Source organism: Amycolatopsis roodepoortensis (assembly GCF_014873915.1).
GTDB lineage: Bacteria > Actinomycetota > Actinomycetes > Mycobacteriales > Pseudonocardiaceae > Amycolatopsis > Amycolatopsis roodepoortensis.
This window is the reverse complement of the sequence record NZ_JADBEJ010000005.1, coordinates 578,713-600,479: the sequence shown is the minus strand read 5'-3', so window position 1 is coordinate 600,479 and position 21,767 is coordinate 578,713. Positions and strand designations below refer to the sequence as shown.

At 71.9% G+C, this 21,767-nt stretch carries 13 protein-coding genes; all 13 read left to right on the top strand.

Features of this window, described 5'->3' with window-relative positions; genetic code table 11:
* Positions 1 to 26: 26 nt before the first annotated feature.
* The 13 genes from dhbA to H4W30_RS22215 all read left to right on the top strand — a co-directional run bounded on the left by dhbA (position 27) and on the right by H4W30_RS22215 (position 21,608).
* A complete protein-coding gene (dhbA, locus tag H4W30_RS22275) occupies positions 27 to 776 on the top strand; it encodes a 2,3-dihydro-2,3-dihydroxybenzoate dehydrogenase (RefSeq protein ID WP_192744628.1) in 750 nt (249 codons plus the stop codon).
* A gap of 135 nt (positions 777 to 911) precedes the next feature.
* Entirely contained in the window at positions 912 to 2,108 is a 1,197-nt protein-coding gene (locus H4W30_RS22270; protein ID WP_192744627.1) for an isochorismate synthase, read from the top strand.
* Positions 2,105 to 3,727 carry a (2,3-dihydroxybenzoyl)adenylate synthase gene (locus H4W30_RS22265; RefSeq protein WP_192744626.1) on the top strand — a complete coding sequence of 541 codons (1,623 nt, stop codon included), beginning with the start codon at positions 2,105 to 2,107 and terminating at the stop codon, positions 3,725 to 3,727. Before H4W30_RS22270 ends, H4W30_RS22265 begins: the two co-directional genes overlap by 4 nt.
* Positions 3,724 to 4,395 carry an isochorismatase family protein gene (locus H4W30_RS22260; protein WP_318780642.1) on the top strand — a complete coding sequence of 224 codons (672 nt, stop codon included), beginning with the start codon at positions 3,724 to 3,726 and terminating at the stop codon, positions 4,393 to 4,395. Before H4W30_RS22265 ends, H4W30_RS22260 begins: the two co-directional genes overlap by 4 nt.
* On the top strand, positions 4,392 to 4,625 hold the full coding sequence (locus H4W30_RS22255) for a phosphopantetheine-binding protein (RefSeq protein ID WP_192744624.1): 234 nt from the start codon (positions 4,392 to 4,394) through the stop codon (positions 4,623 to 4,625). Before H4W30_RS22260 ends, H4W30_RS22255 begins: the two co-directional genes overlap by 4 nt.
* A complete protein-coding gene (locus H4W30_RS22250) occupies positions 4,622 to 5,476 on the top strand; it encodes a siderophore-interacting protein (protein WP_192744623.1) in 855 nt (284 codons plus the stop codon). Before H4W30_RS22255 ends, H4W30_RS22250 begins: the two co-directional genes overlap by 4 nt.
* A 29-nt stretch (positions 5,477 to 5,505) precedes the next feature.
* Positions 5,506 to 6,507, top strand: a complete 1,002-nt coding sequence (locus tag H4W30_RS22245) for an ABC transporter substrate-binding protein (protein ID WP_192744622.1) — start codon at positions 5,506 to 5,508, stop codon at positions 6,505 to 6,507.
* Positions 6,504 to 7,487, top strand: coding sequence for a FecCD family ABC transporter permease (locus H4W30_RS22240; RefSeq protein ID WP_192744621.1), 984 nt, complete (start codon positions 6,504 to 6,506; stop codon positions 7,485 to 7,487). The genes H4W30_RS22245 and H4W30_RS22240 overlap by 4 nt, the downstream gene beginning before the upstream one ends.
* Positions 7,484 to 8,506, top strand: a complete 1,023-nt coding sequence (locus tag H4W30_RS22235; RefSeq protein WP_192744620.1) for a FecCD family ABC transporter permease — start codon at positions 7,484 to 7,486, stop codon at positions 8,504 to 8,506. Before H4W30_RS22240 ends, H4W30_RS22235 begins: the two co-directional genes overlap by 4 nt.
* On the top strand, positions 8,503 to 9,279 hold the full coding sequence (locus H4W30_RS22230; protein WP_192744619.1) for an ABC transporter ATP-binding protein: 777 nt from the start codon (positions 8,503 to 8,505) through the stop codon (positions 9,277 to 9,279). Before H4W30_RS22235 ends, H4W30_RS22230 begins: the two co-directional genes overlap by 4 nt.
* The gene (locus H4W30_RS22225) at positions 9,273 to 19,184 is read left to right on the top strand and encodes a non-ribosomal peptide synthetase (protein ID WP_192744618.1); all 9,912 of its coding nucleotides are present in this window, start codon (positions 9,273 to 9,275) and stop codon (positions 19,182 to 19,184) included. The genes H4W30_RS22230 and H4W30_RS22225 overlap by 7 nt, the downstream gene beginning before the upstream one ends.
* Complete coding sequence (locus tag H4W30_RS22220; RefSeq protein WP_192744617.1) at positions 19,181 to 20,578, top strand: DHA2 family efflux MFS transporter permease subunit; 1,398 nt, start codon at positions 19,181 to 19,183, stop codon at positions 20,576 to 20,578. Before H4W30_RS22225 ends, H4W30_RS22220 begins: the two co-directional genes overlap by 4 nt.
* Positions 20,565 to 21,608 carry a 3-deoxy-7-phosphoheptulonate synthase gene (locus tag H4W30_RS22215; RefSeq protein WP_192744616.1) on the top strand — a complete coding sequence of 348 codons (1,044 nt, stop codon included), beginning with the start codon at positions 20,565 to 20,567 and terminating at the stop codon, positions 21,606 to 21,608. Before H4W30_RS22220 ends, H4W30_RS22215 begins: the two co-directional genes overlap by 14 nt.
* Positions 21,609 to 21,767: the final 159 nt, after the last annotated feature.

Below are 21,767 nucleotides of genomic sequence, written 5' to 3'. Positions count from 1 at the left end.
CAAATGAGACGGGGGGTGGTTGTGGCGTGGAAGGGATCGAGGGCAAGGTCGCACTCGTCACCGGAGGCGCGCGCGGGATCGGGGCGGCCGTCGTGGACGGGCTCGCCCGGGCGGGTGCGATCGTGGCGTCGGTGGACCTGGCCAAAAGCGCTTCCAGGGATGGAGTGACGTCGTTCGTCGCGGACGTCGGGGATCCCGTCGCCGTCACGCGGGTCGTCGATGAGGTCGAACGCGAACTCGGGCCGATCGGGATCGGCGCGTCCGTCGCGGGTGTACTGAAGCCGGGGTCCGTCTGCGACACGAGCGACGAAGACTGGGCGGCGACCTTCGCGGTCAACTCCACCGGTGTCTTCACCGTGCTCCGCGAGATCTCCCGCCGGATGGTGCCCCGCCGGAGCGGAGTGCTGGTGACGGTCGGGTCGAACGCGGCCGGAGTGCCACGCGGCGGGATGGCCGCGTATGCCGCGTCGAAGGCGGCCGCGACGATGCTGACCCGCTGTCTCGGGCTCGAACTCGCCGGTTCCGGCATCCGCTGCAACATCGTCTCTCCCGGCTCGACCGACACCGATATGCAACGTCTACTGTGGACGGACGAGAACGGCGCGGACCGTGTCATCGAGGGAAATCCGGAGCAATACCGGGTCGGCATACCACTGGGCCGGATAGCCGAGCCCGCCGATATCGCCGACGCCGTCCTGTTTTTGGCCTCCGATCGCGCGCGGCATATCACGATGCAGAACCTGTACGTCGACGGCGGCGCCACGCTCCGCGCGTGATCTCGATGACGCAACGAAGACTTTTCGGGTCCGTACGATTAGGTTAGGCTAACCAAAAGTCGTAGTCGGCGCTTGCGTACTGGGGTGTCACCAGCGCCTGTTCGGTCAGTAGTATTCGCGAAAGGGAATCCAGTCGTGTCCTCACCTGCACCGGCCCGGCCAAGGCCGGTCCACCAGGCGGCCGATCTGCTGGCGGCGTACCTGCCGGGATCGTTCTACTACTCGTCCGCTCGCGGATCGCTTCTCGCCGACGGTGTGTACTCCCCGGTCCACGCGGTGCCGGGCAAACGCGCCCGTGCCGCCGCCGAAGTCCTCGACGCCGCCCTCGTGGCGGGAGTGACCGAGCCCGTGGTGGCCGGGGCCATCGGCTTCCGGCCCGACGCGCCGAGCAGCCTGGTGGTGCCCGCCGTGGTGCGCCGGGCCGGACCACCGATGGCGAGTGGTCCGGTCGACCCGCTCGGCGGCGGGGACTGGTCGGTGTCGCCGCGGCCCGCGCCGGAGGTCTACACCACCGCCGTCGCCAAGGCGCTGGACGAGATCCGCGACGGTGATCTGCGCAAGATCGTGCTGGCCCGCTGCCTCGACGTCACCGGTGGCGACCCCATCGCCGTGCCACGGCTGCTGGCCCGGCTCGTCCACGCGGACCCGGCGGCCCACGCGTTCGCGGTCGACGTCAGCGCGCCGGGGGACCCCGCGCCGCGCACCCTGATCGGCGCGAGCCCGGAGCTGCTGGTTTCCCGTCGTGGCCGGGTCGTGACGGCCAACCCGCTGGCGGGATCGCGGAAGAGGGTGGCCGACGACGCCGAAAACGCCCGCCGGATCGAGGATCTGCTGGCGTCCGAAAAGGACCGTGCCGAACACGCCCACGTCGCCGCGCAGGTGGCCGAAGTGCTGGGCCGGTTCTGCGACGACCTCGACGTCCCTGCCGAGCCCGAGGTGATCGGCACCCCCACGATGTGGCACCTGTCGACCAGGATCAGCGGACGGCTCGCCGACCCGGGCGACGCCGGTTCGTCCGCGCTCGGGCTGGCGGAAGCTCTGCATCCGACACCCGCCGTCTGCGGCGTCCCGACCGCGCTCGCCCGTGACACCATCGCCGCGCTCGAACCCGAGGATCGCGGCTATTACGCGGGTCTCGTCGGCTGGACCGACCAGGACGGGGACGGCGAATGGGTCGTCACCATCCGCTGCGCCGAGGTCCGCGACCGCACCGTGCGGCTGTTCGCCGGCGCCGGCGTGGTGGCGGGCTCCGATCCGGCGGCCGAACTCGCCGAGACCGGCGCGAAGTTCGGCACCATGCTGCGGGCGCTCGGCCTGGAGGGAGCGGCATGAACCTCGATCACGTGCCATGGCCACCCGAAACCGCCGCGCGCTACCGGGCTTCCGGATACTGGCGCGGCCAGACCTTCGGCAAGCTGCTGACCAGCCTCGCCGAGGCGTACGCCGAGCGTCCCGCCGTGATCGGCGAGAACGCCCGCTGGACCTTCGCCGAACTCGACGAGCGGGCGCATCGGCTCGCCGCCGGATTCGCCGGCGCCGGGATCCAGGCCGGTGACCGGGTCGTCGTGCAACTGCCGAACGTGCCGGAGTTCGCGTCCGTCGTGTTCGGACTGTGGCGGGCCGGTGCGCTGCCGGTGTTTGCGCTGCCGGCGCACCGCGCGAGCGAACTGCGGCACTTCGCCGAGCAGAGCGAGGCCGCGGCGATCCTGACCGTCGGCGAACACGAACGATTCGACCACGCGGCCATGGCCCGCGCGGTCGCTGCCGAAATCCCTTCGGTACGGAACGTCTTCGTCGTCGGCACGGAGGAGTTCGCCGTGCTCGAAGCGGCGACTCCGCGTGCCCTGCCGGATCCGGATCCCGCCGGGGTCGCGTTCCTCCAGCTGTCCGGCGGCAGCACCGGACTGCCGAAGCTGATCCCGCGCACCCATGACGACTACCTCTACAGCGTCCGGGAAAGCGCCAGGATCTGCGGCCTGCGCCCGGAAAGCGTGTACCTGGCCGCGTTGCCGGTGGCGCACAACTTCCCGCTCAGCTCACCGGGTCTCCTCGGGGCGCTGCACGCGGGCGGGGCCACGGTGTTCGCGCCGCGTCCCGACGCCGACACCGCGTTCCGGCTGATCGAGGCCGAAGGCGTGACGATCACCGGGCTCGTGCCGCCCCTGGCCGCCGCATGGGCGCAGGCGGCCGCGCGGACCACCCGCGATCTGTCCTCTTTGGACGTCCTGCTGGTCGGCGGCGCCAAATGCGCGCGCGAGCTGGCCGAGAAGATCGGGCCCGCGCTGGGTTGCCGTCTGCAGCAGGTGTTCGGCATGGCCGAGGGGCTGGTCTGCTACACACGGCTCGACGATCCGGACGAGTACGTCCTCGCCACGCAGGGACGACCGATCTCGCCGGACGACGAGGTCCGCGTCGTGAACCCGGACGATCCTCTGTCCACTTCGGACGACGTGGTCGCGCCGGGCGAGGTCGGCGCGCTGCTGACCCGTGGCCCGTACACGATCCGCGGCTACTACCGCGCCGTCGAGCACAACAAGACCGCGTTCACCGAGGACGGCTTCTACCGCACCGGGGATCTCGTGCGGCAGCACCCCTCGGGACACCTCGAAGTCGTCGGCCGGGCCAAGGAACAGATCAACCGCGGTGGGGAAAAGGTGGCCGCGGAAGAGGTCGAGAACCACCTGATGGCCCACCCCGGGGTGCTCGACGCCGCCGTCGTCGCGGTGCCGGATCCGTACCTGGGCGAGCGCACCTGCGCCTACGTCGTCCCCGCGGCCGGCGCCGAGCCCGCCGCGGCGGAGCTGCGCCGGTTCGTCCGCGAGCGCGGGGTCGCGGCGTTCAAGGTGCCCGATCTGGTCCAGATCGTGCCGGAGTTCCCGGTGACCGGGGTCGGCAAGACCAGCAAACGCGAGCTGCGGGCGGCTTTGGCCGCCCTGGCGAAGGAGAAGTGAACGTGTCACTGCCCAAGATCGAGCCGTACGCCCTGCCGACGGAGGCCGAGCTGCCCGCCGGCCGCGTCGGCTGGAAGCCCGACCCCGCGCGCGCCGCGCTGCTGGTGCACGACGCGCAGCGGTACTTCCTCGCGCCGTACGCGGGATCCCCGATACCGGAGATGGTCGCGAACATCGCCGCGCTGGCCGACGCCGCCCGCGCCGCGGGTGTCCCGGTGTTCTACACCGCGCAGCCCGGTCACCAGGCCGCCGAGGATCGCGGACTGCTCACCGAGTTCTGGGGCGACGGTATCGGCGCGGTCATCGACGAAGACCCCGCCGCCGCCGACGTGGTGCCCGAGCTCGCCCCGAAGCCGGGGGACAAGGTCCTGACGAAGTGGCGCTACAGCGCGTTCCAGCGCAGCACGTTCACCGAGCAGCTCGCCGAAGGGGGCCGGGACCAGCTGCTGATCACCGGTGTCTACGCGCATATCGGCTGCCAGGCCACCGCGGTCGAGGCCTTCATGCGCGACATCCAGCCGTTCCTCGTCGGCGACGCGGTCGCGGACTTCTCCCGCGAGCGCCACGACCAGGCCTGCGAGTACGTCGCCCAGCGTTGCGGCGCGCTGACCACCACGGCCGCCGCGCTCGCCGCGCTGGCCCCGATCCACGCCGGAGCACGCTCATGAGCCTCACCGTCGAAAAGATCCACGCCGACGTCGCCGAGCTGCTCGGCTGCGATCCGGCCGAGCTGAAGCCGGAGACCGACCTCACCGACCTCGGTCTCGACTCGATGCGGATCATGGGTCTCGTCGAGCAGTGGCGCACCGAAGGCGCCGACACCCTGGAGTTCGCCGACCTCGCCGAACAGCCGACCCTCGGCCACTGGACCCAGGTCCTCACCGGGAGCACCGCGTGAGCCGCGCCGACCATCGCCACCGGCACCTCGAACGCATCGCCGAGGTGCGCGGGGGAGCGCACGCGGAGAAGGTCCCGTACCCGATCCGGGTCCGGCAGGCCGAGGTCGTGCGCACCGAGATGATCGGGTCCGGACTGCTGCGCGTCACCCTCGGCGGGCCGGGAACCGTGGGTTTCGAGGCGCATTCGCCCGACGAACACGTGAAGATCCTGTTCCCCGAGCTGGATCCCGAGCCGAAGCTGCCGGTCCAGGACGGCGACATGCTGCGCTGGCCGAAGCCCTCGCCGACGTCGCGCGAGTACACGGTCCGCCGGTACGACCCGGCTTCCGGGGAGCTCGACCTCGATGTCGCGCTGCACGAGGGCGGGCTCGGCTCCGGCTGGGCCGAGAAGGTCACCCCTGGCACCCCGGTGCATGTCGCGGGTCCGCCCGGTGGGCTGATCGTGCCGCACACCTACGACCGCTACCTGCTCGCCGGTGATCTCACCGCGCTGCCCGCGATCGCGCGCTGGCTCGAAGAGCTGCCGCGCACCGCCGCGGGCTGGGCATTCATCGAGGTCACCGACGCGAGCGAAGAGATCGAGCTGTCCGCGCCCGAAGACGTCGAGGTGCACTGGCTGCACCGAGGCGACGTCGCGCCGGGCGCCTCGGACATGCTCGCCCGCGCGGTCATGACGGTCGAGGTCCCCGCCGGTGAACGGCTCTACGCCTGGGTCGCCGGTGAAGCCGGGCAGATCAAGCCGCTGCGCCGCTGGCTCAAGAACGACCTCGGGCTCGGCAAGGACGACCACGACGTGACCGGCTACTGGAAACGCGGCGTCGCGGACTTCGACGACGAGCACGACCACTGATCCCCACTCATCGAAGAACGAGGAAATCCATGCGCACCACCAGAACCCGCCGTCTCGCCGGAGCGCTCGCGCTCGCTTTGACGGTCGTGACCGCGGCCACCGCCTGTGGGTCCGGCGACGCCGGGCAGGCGGACGGCGGTCCGACCCGGGTGTTCGCCGCCGACAACGGCCAGATCACCATCCCGGTCTCGCCGAAGCGGGTCATCGCCACCGGTTACGCCGTGCCCGCCCTGCTCGAAGCGGGCGCGCCGCTGGTCGGGGTCTCCAGCTGGAAGCGCGGCATCCCGCTGTTCAACGAGCAGGAGCGCAAGAAGTACGACGAGCTGGCGAAGGTCGCGGGCGAATCGGCGGCGGAGACGAACTACGAGGCGATCGCGCAGGCGGATCCGGATCTGATCGTCATCGGCGTGCCGAAGCCGGTGCTCGCCGACATCGACATCAAGCGGCTCGAAGCGATCGCGCCGGTCGTGGCCATCGGCCCGTCGGTGCCGTCGATGTGGCGTGAGCTGTCCCGCAAGCAGGCCGACGCCGCCGGTGCCACCGCCGGGTTCGACGCGCTCAAGACCGCGTACGACACCAAGGCCAAGGGGCTGGCCGAGAAGTACAAGGCCGTGCTGCCGCAGCTGAAGCTGGGTCACGTCGGTGCTTACGGCGAGGTCGCCAAGGGCAACTTCCAGCGCGAGTTCAACGGTTCCTGGGGCACCAACATCGCGCAGGACGTCGGCGCCACCTACTACGGGCAGGTCAAGGTCAAGGGCGGCGGCTCCAAGGACGTCAGCGAGTACCCGTCGATCGAAGAGCTGTCGACCGCGTTCGCCGAGGCCGACGCGATCACGTACTCGGTCGCCGCCGACGGTTCCGTGCCCGCGCCGGTCAAGTACGTCCTCGACTCGCCGCTGTGGAAGGAACTCCCCGCGGTGAAGGCGGGCAAGGTCTACCCGTTCCGCTACACCGAGGCCGCCACCTACCGGGCCGCGACGTCCACTTTGGACGCCGTCGACCAGGCGTTCGCGCCGCTGCTGAAGAAGTGACCACCACCGGGCGGTCCGCGCTGCTCGGCGCCGCACTGCTCGGGCTCGTCGTGGTCGCCGTGCTGAGCGTCGGCATCGGCGCGCACGCCATCGCCCCCGGCGAGGTCGTGCGCGCCCTGCTGGGCGACGGGAATCCGAGTGACCGGGCCGTGGTCCTGGACATCCGGATGCCGAGGGCGGTGCTGGCGATCGGCGTCGGCGCTGCGCTCGCCGTCGGCGGTGTGCTCGTGCAGGCCCTGTCCCGCAACGCCTTGGCCGAACCCGGCGTGCTCGGCGTGACCGCCGGGGCCGGGTTCGCCATCGCGGTGGGGTCCTCGTTCGGGCTCGCCGCGTCGGCGCCCGTCGAGCTGGGCCTGGCGGTGCTGGGCGCGCTCGGCGCTTCGGCGCTGGTGTACGCGGTCGGCAGCAAGTCGCCGCTGCGGCTGGTGCTCGCCGGGACCGCGTTGAGCGCCGTGCTGCTGGGGCTCACCCTCGGCCTGCGGCTGCTGTTCCCGGACACCTTCGACGTCTACCGGTTCTGGTCGGTGGGTTCCCTGGCGGGTCGTGAACAGGCGCCGACCACGGTCCCGCTGATCATCATCGGGCTGTCCCTGCTGGGGGCGTTCGCGGTGAGCCGCCAGCTGAACGCGATCGCGCTCGGCGAGACGGTCGCGCACACGCTCGGCGCGAACGTCGCGCGGGTCCGGACGATCACGCTGCTGCTGATCACGCTGATGGCGGGCGCGGCGACCGCGCTGGCCGGGCCGATCCTGTTCGTCGGGCTGATCGTGCCGCATCTGGCCCGGCGGGTGGCCGGCGCGTCGATCCCGTGGCTGATCGCGTTCGCCGCGCTGCTCGGCCCGGTCCTGATGCTGGCCGCGGACGTCGGCTCCCGGGTCCTGCTGCCGACCGGCGAGGTCCCGGTCGCGATCGTGACCGCGTTCCTCGGCGGCCCCGTGCTGATCTGGGCCGTCCGCAAATACGGGGCGGCGCCGCTATGAGCACACTCGTCCTGCGGCGCGGGAGGTTCTCCGCCCGGATCGAACGCCGCACCCTCGTCTTCCTCGTGGCGATGTTCGTGGTCATCGCCGGCCTGACGCTGCTCGGGCTCTGCTACGGCGCGGCGTGGGCGAGTCCCGCCCGCGTGTTCGCCGCGCTCACCGGTTCCGGCGGCGGCCCCGGCGTGGTCATCCGCGAATGGCGGCTCCCACGGGTGATGGCGGGGCTGGTGTTCGGCGCCGCGCTCGGCCTGGCTGGCGCGATCTTCCAGAACATCACCCGAAACCCGCTGGGCAGCCCGGACGTGATCGGCCTCGACGCCGGCGCGTACACCGGCGCGCTGTTCGCGATCACCGTGCTTTCGGGGACGTCCACGCAACTGACCGTCGGTTCGGTGCTCGGCGGCGTGCTCACGGCGGCGATCGTGTACGCGCTGTCACTCGGCGGCGGACTTTCCGGGCTGCGGCTGATCGTCATCGGTATCGCGATCAACGCGATGCTGACCGCGCTGAACTCGTGGATCGTGCTGCGCGCCGAACTCGAGATCGCGATCGCCGCCGTCGGCTGGAACGCCGGTTCCCTCAACGGGATCGGCTGGGACGACGTGGCGATCCCGTTCGGTGTGCTCGCGGTGCTGTTCGCCGTGCTGTTCACCAGGGCGCCGGCGTTGCATCAGGCCGCGCTCGGCGGCGCGCTGGCGGTCACCACCGGCGTCCGCTGGGACCGGCTGCGGCTCGCGCTCGTGCTGATCGGGGTCGGCTGCACGGCCACGGTCACCGCCGTCGCCGGTCCGATCGCGTTCATCGCGCTGGCCGCCCCGCAGATCGGGCGGCGGCTGGCCCGCACGCCCGGTATTTCCCTGCTGCCCGCCGCCCTCACCGGCGCCGTGCTGCTGACCAGCGCCGACCTGGCCGCCCAGATGCTGCTCGCGCCGGAAGCGCTGCCGGTCGGTGTGATCAGCACCGTGATCGGCGGCGGCTACCTGATCTGGCTGCTCACCAAGGAGGTGCGGCGCACATGAGTGCCCGCTTGACCGCCCGGGACCTGACCCTGCGTTACGGCGACCGGGTCGTGTCGACCCGGCTGAGCCTCGACGTGCCCGACCGCGCGTTCACCGCCGTCGTCGGACCGAACGCGTGTGGCAAGTCGACGTTGCTGCGCGCGTTCGTCCGGCTGCTGCGCCCGTCGGACGGCGAGGTCCTGCTCGACGGCAAGGACGTCGGTTCCTTCCCCGGCAAGGGTTTGGCGCGGGAACTCGGGTTCCTGCCGCAGGATCCGGTGGCACCCGAGGACGTCCGCGTCCGGCAGCTGGTCGCGCGCGGCCGGTTCCCGCATCAGTCGCTGTTCGCGTCATGGTCCGAAGAGGACGAACGCGCGGTGATCGAGGCGATGACCGCGGCCGGGGTGGCGGGGCTGGCCGACCGGCCGGTGCAGGAACTTTCGGGCGGGCAGCGTCAGCGCGTGTGGGTGGCGCTGGTGCTGGCGCAGAAGACGCCGTACCTGCTGCTCGACGAGCCGACGTCGTTCCTCGACATCGCGCACCAGTACCAGCTGCTGAGCCTGCTGGCGCGTCTGCGCGACGAAGGCCGGACGGTGATCGCCGTCCTGCACGACATCAACCAGGCCTGCCGGTACGCCGACCATCTCGTCGCGCTGCGGGACGGCCGGATCGTCGCCGAGGGCGCGCCCGCCGACATCGTCGACGCCGAGCTGATGAAGGAGGTCTTCGATCTCCCCAGCGTCGTCGTGCCCGACCCGGTGACCGGAACCCCGATGGTGGTGCCCACATGCTGAACCTGACCGGTGCCCAGCTGGGGATCTGGACCGCCCAGCGTCTCGAACCCGACTCGCCCTACTACGTCGTCGGTGACGTGATCGAAATCGTCGGCGACGACCCCGTCGACGTCGTCGCGCTGACCGAAGCGATCCGGGCGACCGCCGAAGAGGCCGACAGCCTGCGGTTGCGGGTCTTCGAGACGCCGGACGGTCCGCGCCAGGTGGTGTCGGACGACGAGATGCCGCTGCCGGAGATCGTGGATCTGCGCGGTGAGGCCGACCCGGTGGCCGCCGCGCACACGCGGGTGGACGCCGAACGCCGCCGCGTCGCCGAGGCTTGCCGCGGCATGGTCGAGCGGCCGTTGTTCGCCCACCTCGTGCTGCGGCTGTCCGACTCGCAAGTGTGGTTCACCCAGCTCGGGCACCACCTGGTGTTCGACGGTTACACCGCGGCGATGCTCGCGCGCCGGACGGCGGCCCGCTACACCGCTTCGGTCCAGGGCAAGGAAGTTCCGCCCTCGACGTTCGCGCGGTTCGTCGATCTCGTCGAGGCCGACCAGGCCTACCGCGAGAGCGAACGGTTCGCCCAGGACCGCGAGTACTGGCGGGAGCGGTTCACGCCTTTGCCGGACCTCGACGACGCCGGAAGCGCGTCGGGTCCGCCCGAGCACACCGTGACCGCACGCGCCGTCCTGCCCGCTTCGGACGTCGCCCGGCTGCGAGAACTGGGCAAACGCGCCGGGACGACCTGGGGCGACGCGCTGATCGCCTGCTATGCCGCGTTCCTGCACCGCGTGCTCGGCTGGACCGACGTCGTGTTCGCGATGCCGTTGATGGGCCGCGAGGGGACGGCGCTGCGGACTCCGGCGATGGCGGTCAACGTGCTGCCGCTGCGGGTCGACGTGCTGCCACAGGACACGGGAACCGAGCTGACCGCACGGGTCGCGGGCGCGCTGAAGGAGATGCGGACGCACCAGCGGTATCGCGGTGAGGACCTGCCCCAGGATCTCGCGGTGCCCGGCGCGGGGGCGCTGCTGCACGGGCGGGGTATCAACCTCAAGGCGTTCGACCTGAAGCTCGACTTCGCGGGCTCGCAGGGCACGATGCGCAACGTCGCGGGCGGGCCGCCGGAAGACATGGGGCTGTCGGTGCTGCCGACCTCGGACGGCGGGCTGCTGCTCGGTTTCGAGGTCGACGCGCGGACCCACGACCAGGCCGCCGTCGACGCCAAGCTGATCGCGCTGCGCTGTCTGATCACCGCGCTGACCGAACCGGACGGCCCGGCCATCACCGCCGCCGACCTGGTCCCGGCGGGGGAGCGGGACACGCTTCTCGAAGCGTGGTCGACGCCCGCGCCTGACGCCGAACTCCTTGGCGTACCTGAACTTCTCGACCGCCTCGATCCCGAGCAGACCGCACTGGTCTTCGGTGAAGAACGGCTGACCGCGGGCGAACTCGTCACGCGGGTCCACCGCCTCGCCCGGTCCTTGCGCGCACGCGGTGTCGGAACCGACGACGTCGTCGCGCTGGCCCTGCCGCGGTCCGCGGATCTCGTCGTCGCCCTGCTGGCGGTGCTCGACGCGGGGGCCGCCTTCCTGCCGCTGGATCTCGCCCATCCCGTCGAACGGCTCCGGGAACTCGCCGCCGAGGCCGGCGCGGTGATCACGGTGAGCCACGACCCGGAAATCGTTCCCGGGCCTCAGCTGGTGCTCGGCGAGACCGATCTGTCCACACTGGACTCCTCGCCGCTGGACATTCCCCGCCATCCGGAACATCTCGCGTACGTCATCTTCACCTCCGGCTCGACCGGGCGGCCCAAGGGCGTGCTGGGCCGGGTCGGCGGACTCGCGACGCTGCTGCGCCATCATCGGGCGACCACGGTCGCCGAGACCGAACGCGCCGCGGGCAGGCGGCTGCGCGTCGCGCACACCTACTCGTTCGCCTTCGACTCGGCGCTCGACCAGCTGATGTGGCTGCTGTTCGGGCACGAACTCCACGTCTACGGCACCGACGTCGCCCGGGACGCCGACGAACTGCTGGCCGCGTTCGCCCGCGACCGGATCGACGTCGTCGACACCACGCCGTCGATGGCCGCGCCGCTCGTCGACGCCGGGCTGCTCGACGGCCCGAACCCGCCCGCACTGCTCGTCCTCGGCGGCGAGGCGACCCCGCCCGCGCTGTGGCGTCGCGTCGCAGCCTCCGATGTTCGCGCCCGCAACATGTACGGCCCGACCGAGGCCACTGTGGACGGTGCCGGATCCTGGCTGGACGACGGGGAGCCGACGATCGGCACCGCGGTGCCGGGTACGGCGGTCCGGGTGCTCGACGCCGCGCTGCGTCCGGCGCCCGCGGGGACGCCGGGTGAGCTGTACCTCGCGGGACCGCATCTCGCGCGCGGCTATCTCGGGCGCCCCGGCGCGACCGCCGAACGGTTCGTCGCCGACCCGTTCGGCGCGCCCGGCGACCGGATGTACCGCACCGGCGACCTCGCCCGCTGGGTGCCCGGCCGCGGCCTGGAGTACCTGGGCCGCCGCGACGGCCAGGTGAAGGTGCGCGGTCACCGCGTCGAACTCGGCGAGGTCGAGGCCGCGTTGGCCGCCGTTCCCGGCGTGCGTGCGGCCGCCGCCGCGGTGCGCGGGCCCCGGCTCGTCGGCTACGTCGTCGGCGAGGTCGTCCCGGACGAGGTCCGCGCGGAGCTCGCCGGGCGCGTGCCGGAGCATCTCGTGCCCGCCGCGGTCGTCGTCCTCGACACGCTTCCGTTGACCCCCAACGGGAAGATCGATCGTCCCGCGCTGCCCGCCCCACGCGCGGCGGCCGGAAGGACCGCCGCCACCGAACGCGAACGACTGCTGTGCGCCACCATCGCCGAGGTGATCGGCGTCGAAGTGGTCGCCGTCGACGACGACTTCTTCGCGCTGGGCGGCGACAGCATAACCGCGATCAGCGTCAGCAGCAGGCTGCGCGCGCACGGCCTCGACCTGCGCCCGCGTGACCTGCTCGCCCGACGCAGCTTCGAGGCGCTGGCCGCGGCGAGCGCGGAGATCGGCGCCCCGGACGCTCCGCCGGACGAGCCGGTCGGCGTGGTGCCCGCGCCGCCGATCGTCCGCGCCCTGCTCGACCCGCATCCGGACGTCGCGACGATCGCCGGATACACGCAGTGGACGGCGCTCCGGCTCGACGAGGATCTCCCGCCAGCCTTGCTGACCGAGGGCGTGCAGACGTTGTTGGACCACCACGACGTCCTCCGGCTGCAATTAGAGGACGAAATGCGGGTCCGGGAACGCGGCGCGGTGAGGGCGTCCGACGTCGTGATCGAGACGACCGGCGACCCGGCCGAGGTCGCGGCGGAACTCGCGGAGTCCCTTGACCTCCGGACCGGGGTGCTCAAGGTCGCGTTGCTGCCGGACCACCTCGTCATCGTCGTTCACCACTTGGCGATCGACGGGGTTTCGTGGCGGGTGCTCCTGCCGGATCTGCGCGCCGCGTGCGCCGGTGAGCCGCTCGAACCGGTCGGCACCTCCTGGCGGCGGCACGCGCTTCTCCTTGCCGAGCAAGGCACTTCGGGTGCCAGGCGCGGTGAACTCGAGTATTGGCGCGCCGCGCTCGACGGCCCGCGCCTCGGCCACCGTCCGCTCGACCGGACCGCCGACACGGTCGCGACGGCGCGGCGGTCGGTCACCCTCGCCACCCCGGAGCAGACCGACGCGGTGCTCACCGCGTTGCCCGCCGCCTATCGCGCCGGACCGGACGACGTGCTGCTCGCCGCGCTCGTGCTCGCCCTGCGGTCGTGGCGTGGTGCCCCGGTCGAGGCCGAAACGGTGTCCGTCGAAGGACACGGCCGGGACCACGGCGGCCTGGATCTTTCGCGCACCGTCGGCTGGTTCACCGCCGAGTATCCCTTGCGCGTTCCCGCCGGCGTAGCGGAGGCCGGAAGGCTGCTGCGAGCTGCCAAGGAGGCCAAACGCGCCGTCCCGGACAACGGCGTCGGCTTCGGCGTCCTGCGGTATCTCGACCCGCTCACCCAAGACGAACTAGCCGCCGTCCCGCCGCCGGACGTCGTCCTGAACTACCTCGGTCGCTTCGCGGCGCTGCCGGGCACCGGCTGGCGGCTGCCCGAGGAAGACCCGTTCGCGGTCACCGAACCGGACGCCAAGTCACTGGAACAAGTGCTGGCGCTGAACTGCTTCGTCCGTGAGGACGGCCGTCCCCGGCTAGCCGTCGAGTGGACCGCGGCAGGCAAGGTGCTGGCTGAAGAAGACGTTGCGGCGCTCCAAGAAGCGTGGTCACTCGCCCTCGAAGCGATGGCCGCGCACGTCACCCGGATCGGACCGGACGGCGGTGGGCTCACCCCGTCGGATCTGCCCTTGGTCGGCCTCGCCCAAGCCGATATCGACGCGCTCGAACGCCTCGGCCGCGTCGAGGACGTCCTGCCCGCGACCCCGTTGCAGACGGGGCTTTCGTTCCACACGTTGGCACGCGGTACCGAGGACACCGACGTCTACGTGGTCCAGGCCGTCACGCTGCTCAGCGGCGCGCTCGACGCGGACCGCATGCGCGACGCCGCGGAGGAGGTCCTGCGGCGGCATCCCGCGCTGCGTGTCCACCTGCACACCACCGACGCGGGCGAGGTCGTCCAGGTGGTCCCCGCCGACGTCACGCTGGACTGGCGGTTCACGCAAGTCTCACCGGAGCAGGTCGAGGCCGAGTGCCGCGCCGAACTGGCCCGGCCCTTCGATCCGGCGACCCCGCCGCTGATCCGGTTCCTGCTGCTGACCCTCGGCCCGGACGAGCACCGCCTGGTGCTCACGAATCACCACGCGTTGCTCGACGGCTGGTCGATGCCGCTCGTCGGCCGCACGCTGCTCGCCACCTACGCCGAACTCGGTGGCGGCCCGGCGGCCCCGGTCGCGCCGCCGCTTTCGGAGTACCACCGCGTGCTCGGCGAACGCGACCCGGACGCCGCGCTGGAGGCGTGGCGCGAGGCGCTGGCCGGGCTCGAAGAGGGCACGCGGCTCGCCCCGGCGAGTGTCGAGTCCACTGTGGAGCGTCCCGAACGCGTCACGGTGGAACTGGGCGGAGAGTTCAGCGAACGGCTCCGCGCCTTCGCCCGCGAACGCGGGATCACCCCGACAACGGTGTTCCAGACCGCATGGGGAGTGCTGCTCGCCAGGCTGACCGGCCGCCGCGATGTGGTCTTCGGCTGCCCGGTCTCCGGTCGCCCGGCCGACGTCCCCGGCGTCGAGCGCATGATCGGCCAGCTCGGCAGCACCATCCCGGTGCGCGTGCGCTTCGACGCCGCCGACACCGCGGCCACCGTCCTGGAGCGGGTGCACACCGAAAGCGTCCGGCTCACCGATCACCATCACGCCGGTCTGCCGGACATTCAGCGCATAGCAGGCGTCGGCGACCTGTTCGACACGATGCTGGTGATGGAGAACTTCCCGCTCTCCAGCCGCGCCCGCACCACGCTGGCCCCCGGCCTCGACCTCGTCGGCGTCGACATCACCGACGCCACGCACTACCCGCTCACGGTGATCGTGCTGCCCGGCGACGAGTTCACCGTCGGCCTCGGCTACCAGCCCCAGGCGTTCACCCGCGAGGAGGCCGAGGCCTACGGCCGCTGGCTGCGCGCGGTGCTGCACGAGATCGTCGCCGATCCGGCGCGGCCGGTCTCCCGGCTGCGCGCGCTCGACGCCGAGGAAGAACGCGCGATGCTGCGCCTCGGCGAGGGACCCGAACCCAAACGCGAACGCGGCGGCATGCTGGAGGAGTTCGGCCGCTGGGTCCGGGAGACCCCGGACGCCGAAGCCGTCGTGTGCCGGGACCGGAGCCTGACCTACGCCGAACTGGACCGCCGCGCCAACCGGCTCGCGAACACCCTGATCGACGCCGGGGTGAAACCACAGGACCCGGTCGCGGTCCTGCTGCGCCGCGACGTCGACCTCGTGGTCGCGTTGTTCGGTGTCGTCAAGGCGGGCGCCGTGCACGTGCCGATGGACCCGGACTACCCGGCCGACCGGCTCGCGTACATGCTGGACGACATCGCGCCCGCCGCCGTGGTGTCCACTTCGGACGTAGATGGCCTACCGGTGATCGACCCGGCATCACTGTCCACTGAGGACACAGATCCGGGCGTGTCCTTGTGTGCGGACGCGATCGCGTACGTCATCTACACCTCCGGCACGACGGGCAAGCCGAAGGGTGTGGCGGTACCGCATCGCGGCGTCCCGAGCCTGATCGCGTTGCAGGAGGACATCGTCGGGATCGGGACCGCCGAACGGTACCTGCATTTCGCCTCGACGAGTTTCGACGTCGCGTTCTGGCAGTTCATGCTGCCGCTGCTGTCCGGTGGCACGTCGGTGATCGCGCCCGAGGAGGTGCGGACCTCCGGCGACGACCTGCTGGCCTACGCCGCCGAACACCGCGTCACCGGGCTCAACCTGCTGCCGTCGTTCCTGTCCGCGATGCCTGACGACGCGACCGTCGACCCGGACGTGTTCTTCGTCGTCGGCGCCGAACGGCTCGACCCGGAACTGGCGCGGCGCTGGGGAAACCGGCGGGCGTTGTTCAACGCCTACGGGCCGACCGAGGTCACCATCAACTCGGTCACCTGGCACTACGACCCGGCCGACCCCGGACCGCTCCCGATCGGCCGCCCGGACCCGGAGGTCCGCGCGTACGTGCTCGACGGCGGGCTGCTCCCGGTCGGGACGAACGTCACCGGCGAGCTGTACCTGGCCGGGCCGAAGCTCGCCCAGGGATACGTCGGCCGCGCCGCGCTGACCGCGGAACGGTTCGTCGCCGACCCGTTCGGGCCGCCGGGGGAGCGCATGTACCGCACCGGCGACCTGGTCCGCTGGCGCCCGGACGGGCAGATCGTCTTCCTCGGCCGCGCCGACCACCAGGTCAAACTGCGCGGCTTCCGGATCGAACTCGGTGAGATCGAGACCGCGCTGACCGCGCACGACGACGTGCGCGCCGCCGCGGTGATCGTCCGTGAAGACCGCCTGGTCTCCTATGTAGTCCCCGTGGACGGAGCCGAACCCGACCCGGCCGCGCTGCGCGAGTACCTCGCCGCCGAACTGCCCGCGTACATGGTGCCGACCGCGTTCGTGCCCTTGGACCGGCTTCCGCTCGGACCGAGCGGCAAGCTGGACCGCGCCGCGCTGCCCGCGCCGGAAGCCCGCTCCGACGGCGGACGGGAACCCGCCACCCCGGCGGAAGCCGTGCTGCTGCGGGTGGTCCGCGAGCTGCTCGGTCCCGATGTCGGCCTGGACGACGGCTTCCTGGACGCGGGCGGCGACAGCATCGCCTCGCTGCGGGTGGTTTCCCGTGCCCGCCGTGAAGGGCTGCACCTGACCGCGCGTGACGTCCTCGAAGGCGGCACGGTCGCCGGGATCGCAGCGCGCTGTGGTGAGCCTGAACAGGCGGAGGAAGCCCACGCCGTCGGCGATGCCCCGCTCACGCCGATCATGCGCGATCTGGTGCGGCGCGCGGGAAAGGCGGCCGACGGGTTCTGCCAGTGGGTCGAGATCTCCGTGCCTTCGGCGGACGACGTCCCTCACTGGACGGCGGTGCTCGACGCCGTTCTCGCCCGCCACGACGTCCTGCGCGCGCATCTGGTCGAGGACGCGCTTCGGGTTCCGGACGTCGGCGCCGTGACCGGTGCCGACGTGCTCACCGCCGTCCGAGTGACCGGTGAGCCGCGTGCGGTGCTGGACACCCACGTCGAGCAGATCGTCGCGCGGATGGACCCGCGCACCGGGCCGCTGGTGCGAGCGGTGTTGGTGGACGCCGGCGACCGTCCCGGACGCTTGCTGCTGGTGGCACACCACCTCGTCGCCGATGCGGTGACCTGGCGCGTCCTGCTCGACGACGTCGAACAGGCCTTCCACGGCAAGACCCTGCACCGGCGCGGGCAGTCGTTCCTGGGCTGGGCGCGATCGCTGCGCGCCGCCGCACCGCATCGAGAGGACGAAATGCGGTACTGGCACGGGATCGCCGCCGCGCCGGAGACCACGCTCGGCCGCACCAGGCTCGATCCGGCGCGCGACACCGTGGCGACCGCACGGCATCACCGGCTCGACATCGGCGAGGGCACCACCCACGCCGTGCTCACCGCACTGCCCACGGCCTACCGCACCGGCCCGGACACCGTGCTGCTGACCGCGCTCGCCCGCGCGGTCGCCGCCTGGCGCGGGACCGGCGCCGATCTGCTCGTCGCCGTCGAGAGCCACGGACGTCCGGGGCACACGCCGGACTTCACGGGCAAGGTCGATCTGGCGCAGACCGCCGGCTGGTTCACCTCCGTGCATCCGGCGCGGATCGCCCCGCCGCCCGGGCCGCTGCCGGACGCGCTGCGGGCGGTCCGTGATCACCTGCGCGCGGCGGGCGATGGCCTGGGCCACGGGATTCTCGATGTCCAGGGCCCGCGACCGGAGATCGCCTGGAACTATCTCGGCCGCTTCCCGGCGGCGCCGGTCGAGGAGACCCCGTGGCAGCGCCCGCCGGACGCCGATCCGCTCGGTTCGGGTGGTGGCGCGGAGATGCCGCTGCCGTACGCGCTGACGGTGAACGCGATGGTCCCCGACGGCGGCACGCTCGGCGTCCGCTTCACGTGGCCGTCCGCGCTGTTCACCGAAGACGAGATCGTCGTGCTGGGCGAGCACTTCCGGCGTGAGCTGGACACTTTCGCCGCCGACGTGCCGGGGCCCGGCGAGATCATGCCGCTGACCCCGTTGCAGGAGGTGATCCTGCGCGAGTCCCGGGCCGCGGAGGAGGATCCGTATCCGGTGCAGGCCGCGTTCACGCTGTCCGGTGACCTCGACGTCGAGGCGCTGCGGATGGCGGCGGACGCCTTGGTGCGACGGCAGCCGAACCTGGGCGCGGTGTTCCCGGCGTCGCATGAGGTCCAGGTGATCCCTGCCGAACCGCGGGCCGGGTTCAGCGTCCGCGGAGTGTCCGATTTGGACACAGCGCTGGACGAGGAACTCGCGGAACCGTTCGACCTGGCCCACGGTCCGCTGTGGCGGGTCACCGTGCTGCGTCATGGGCCAGGCAGGCAGACCCTCGTGCTGACCAGTCACCATCTGCTGTCCGACGGCTGGTCGGCGCCGCGCATCCTCGGTGAGTTGTTCGCGCTGTACGCGGGGAAGCCGTTGCCGGAGCCGGCGCCGCCGACCCGGTACACCCGCCTGCTCGCCGCGGCCGATCACTCAGCCGACGTCCGGGCCTGGCGCAGGGAACTCGACGGCCTGCCCGAAGGTGACCACCTGCCGCGTACCGGCGGCTCGCCCGAACCCGCACTGTTCACTGTGGACGATCAGCTGGTCGCGGAACTGACCAGACTGGGTGCGGCACGCGGGCTCACCGTCAACACCCTGCTGCAGGGTGCGTGGGCGGCCGTTCTCGCGAGCCACGCCGGACGCCACGACGTCAGCTTCGGGGTGATGACCTCGAACCGGACGTCCGATGTGGACGGTGTCGAAGACATCATCGGCCTGCTGGCCAACAGTGTCCCGGTCCGCGCCAGATTCACCGGAACGGTCACGGAGGCGCTCGCCGACCTGCAAAAGCGGCAGCAGGCGATGACCGCGCACCACCGGATGGGCCTGCCCGAACTCGCGTCACTGGCCGGCCGCGAGCGCCTGTTCGACAGTCTGCTCGTATTCGAGAACTACCCGGTGGACCCGGCGAAGCTGCGCGAACCCGCGCCCGGCCTGACCGTCACCGGGACGAGGTTCCGGGAACGCACGCATCACCCGGTGAGCGTCACCGTCGTCCCGGGCGAGCACGGGTGGGAAGGCGTTCTGTACGCGAGGGAGACCGACGCCCGGTCGCTGGCCGAGGACCTGGCGGGGTATCTCCGGAAGCTGCCGTCCTGGCTCGACGGCGACGCCGCCGGGTTCGTGGGGGACCGGTGACCGCGCGCCCGATCGACGCCGCGCTGTGGCGCACGGCCGCCGTTCTTGTGCTCGGCACGTTCATGGCGACCTTGGACAGCACGATCGTCTCGGTCGGCGTCGACACCCTCGCCGACGAGTTCGACGCGCCGGTCACCGGCGTCCAATGGGTGACGACGGCGTACCTGCTGGCCGTGGTCACGGCGGTCCCGGCGTCGGGCTGGCTCGCCGACCGGTTCGGTGGCCGTCGTGTCTGGATCACCGCTGTCGTCGTGTTCCTGCTGGCGTCCCTGCTGTGCGCGCTGGCGCCGACGCTGCCCGCGCTCATCGCCTTCCGTGTCCTGCAAGGGCTCGCGGGCGGCCTGCTCCCGCCGACCGGCCAGGCGCTCCTGGCGCGGGCGGCGGGACCGGACCGGATCGGGCGCGTGATCAGCGTCGTCGGTCTCGTACCGCTGCTGTCGCCGGTGCTCGGCCCGATGGCGAGCGGCACGATCCTCGCGGTCGCCGACTGGCCGTGGCTGTTCTACGTCAACCTCCCGGTCGGTGTGGCGGCGGTGATCCTGGCCCGGCGCTGGGTTCCGGCGAGCGACCCCGGTGGCAAGGGGGAGCGCTTCGACTTTCGGGGCGCGATGCTGCTTTCGCCGGGGCTCGCCGTCCTGGTCTTCGGGCTCACCTGGTTCGAGCAGGGAACACCGATGGCCGCCGGGATCGCCGTCGCGCTCGGCGTCGTGATGCTCGCGGCGTTCGTGCGGCACGGTCTGCGCGCCGAAGCGCCCTTGCTGGATCCACGCCTGTTCACGCGGCCGCCGTTCGGGGTCGCCGCGCTGGCTCTGGTCCTGCTCGGCGCGTCGGTGTTCGGCACGATGTTCCTGCTCCCGCTCTACCTGCAGCGCGGTCCCGGACTGTCCACTTGGGACACCGGGTTGCTGCTGGTGCCCCAAGGGATCGGCGCGGCGGCCGGTTCCGTACTGGTGAACCGCCTGGTCGACCGGATCGCGCCGCGCACCCTGGTGCTGAGCGGGATCGGGCTGGTCGCCCTCGGCACCGCGCCGTTCACCCAGCTCGGCCCGGGTCTTCCGGACTGGGTCATCGTAATTTCGTTGCTGCTGCGCGGTTTCGGTGCGGCGATGATCGGCGCGCCGGTGATGACGATCGTCTACCGCCGGGTCGAACCCGCCCGCCTGCCCCGCGCCGCCGGGGCGCTGAACCTGCTCAACACCCTCGGCGGCTCGATCGGCACCGCGGTGCTGGCCGTGGTGCTGCAGGCCCGGCTGGCCGCCCGTGGCCCGGACGTCGCCGCGGCCTTCGCCGACGCCTTCTGGTGTGTTCTCGGCCTCGCCGTCGTGGCGGTGGCCGGTGCGACGCGGCTGCCCCAGGCCGCCCCCGACAAGGAGAAAGGTCATGCGGATGCTTGACCAGCTGCCCAGCCCGGCCGAGGTGGTCACGACCGGCTTCGTCCCGGAGGAGATCACCCGGCACCGGGAAACCGTCGCCGACGTCCTCGCCCGCCGGGACTCCAGACTGCTCGTCGTCGTGGGCCCGTGTTCGGTGCATGACACCGACGGCGCGCTCGAGTACGCGCACCGGCTCGCCGAGGCGTCCCGCCGATTCGCCGACGACCTCGTCGTGGTCTTGCGCGCCTACCTGGAGAAACCGCGGACGATCGCCGGCTGGACCGGGCTGGTGCCCGATCCCACTCTGGACGGCAAGGGCGATCTCGCGTCCGGTGTCCGGATCGGACGGCGGTTCCTGGACGACGCCGCCGCGACCGGGCTGCCGCTCGCGTACGAGTTCGTCGACCCGTTCCTCGCGCCCTACTTCGCGGACACCATCAGCTGGGGCGCGATCGGCGCGCGGACCGTCGCCAGCCAGCCGCACCGGCAGCTGGCGTCGTGGCTGCCGATGCCGGTGGGCATGAAGAACTGCGTGTCCGGGCGGCTGGACACCGCCGTCGCCGCGGTCCGGGCGGCCGCGCTGCCGCACGTGTTCCCGGGCGCCGCCGCCGACGGACGCCCGCGGATCCAGCGCAGCGCCGGGAACCCGGACGCGCACCTCGTCCTGCGCGGTGGCCCGAAACCCAACCATCACGCGCACGCGGTCGCGGACGCCCTCGACGCGCTGACCGCCGCCGTCCTGCCGCACCGGCTCGTGGTCGACGCCTCGCACGGCAACAGCGGCAAGGACCACAACCGGCAGCCCGTGGTCGTCGCGGACCTGGCGGACCAGATCTCGGCGGGCAACGACGCGCTGGCCGGGGTGATGATCGAGTCGTACCTCTCCGATGGCAGGCAGGACATCGGTTCCGCGCCGCCCCGGCCAGACCTGAGCATCACCGACGCCTGCCTGGGCTGGGAGCGAACCGTCCCGCTGCTGGAGTCCCTCGCCTGCGCGAACGCCGTGCGGCGGCTGAGTAACCCGCGTAAGCGCCCCGTCCCCGAGCGTTGAGGCGCACCCTGGAGGCGAACTCACGTGATTGAAGGCGTAACTCGCGTGATCAGACACGCAACTCGCGTGATCAGACGGCGCACACCCGAGTTACGCCTCCAAACACGTGAGTTACGCCTTCAATCACGCGAGTTACGCCTTCGGGCTCATCTTCACTAG

Coding starts and splice junctions, on each gene's coding strand:
- H4W30_RS22235 (WP_192744620.1), top strand. CDS start 7,484: ATGAGCACACTCGTCCTGCGGCGCGGGAGGTTCTCCGCCCGGATCGAA.
- H4W30_RS22255 (WP_192744624.1), top strand. CDS start 4,392: ATGAGCCTCACCGTCGAAAAGATCCACGCCGACGTCGCCGAGCTGCTC.
- H4W30_RS22225 (WP_192744618.1), top strand. CDS start 9,273: ATGCTGAACCTGACCGGTGCCCAGCTGGGGATCTGGACCGCCCAGCGT.
- H4W30_RS22230 (WP_192744619.1), top strand. CDS start 8,503: ATGAGTGCCCGCTTGACCGCCCGGGACCTGACCCTGCGTTACGGCGAC.
- H4W30_RS22215 (WP_192744616.1), top strand. CDS start 20,565: ATGCGGATGCTTGACCAGCTGCCCAGCCCGGCCGAGGTGGTCACGACC.
- H4W30_RS22265 (WP_192744626.1), top strand. CDS start 2,105: ATGAACCTCGATCACGTGCCATGGCCACCCGAAACCGCCGCGCGCTAC.
- H4W30_RS22245 (WP_192744622.1), top strand. CDS start 5,506: ATGCGCACCACCAGAACCCGCCGTCTCGCCGGAGCGCTCGCGCTCGCT.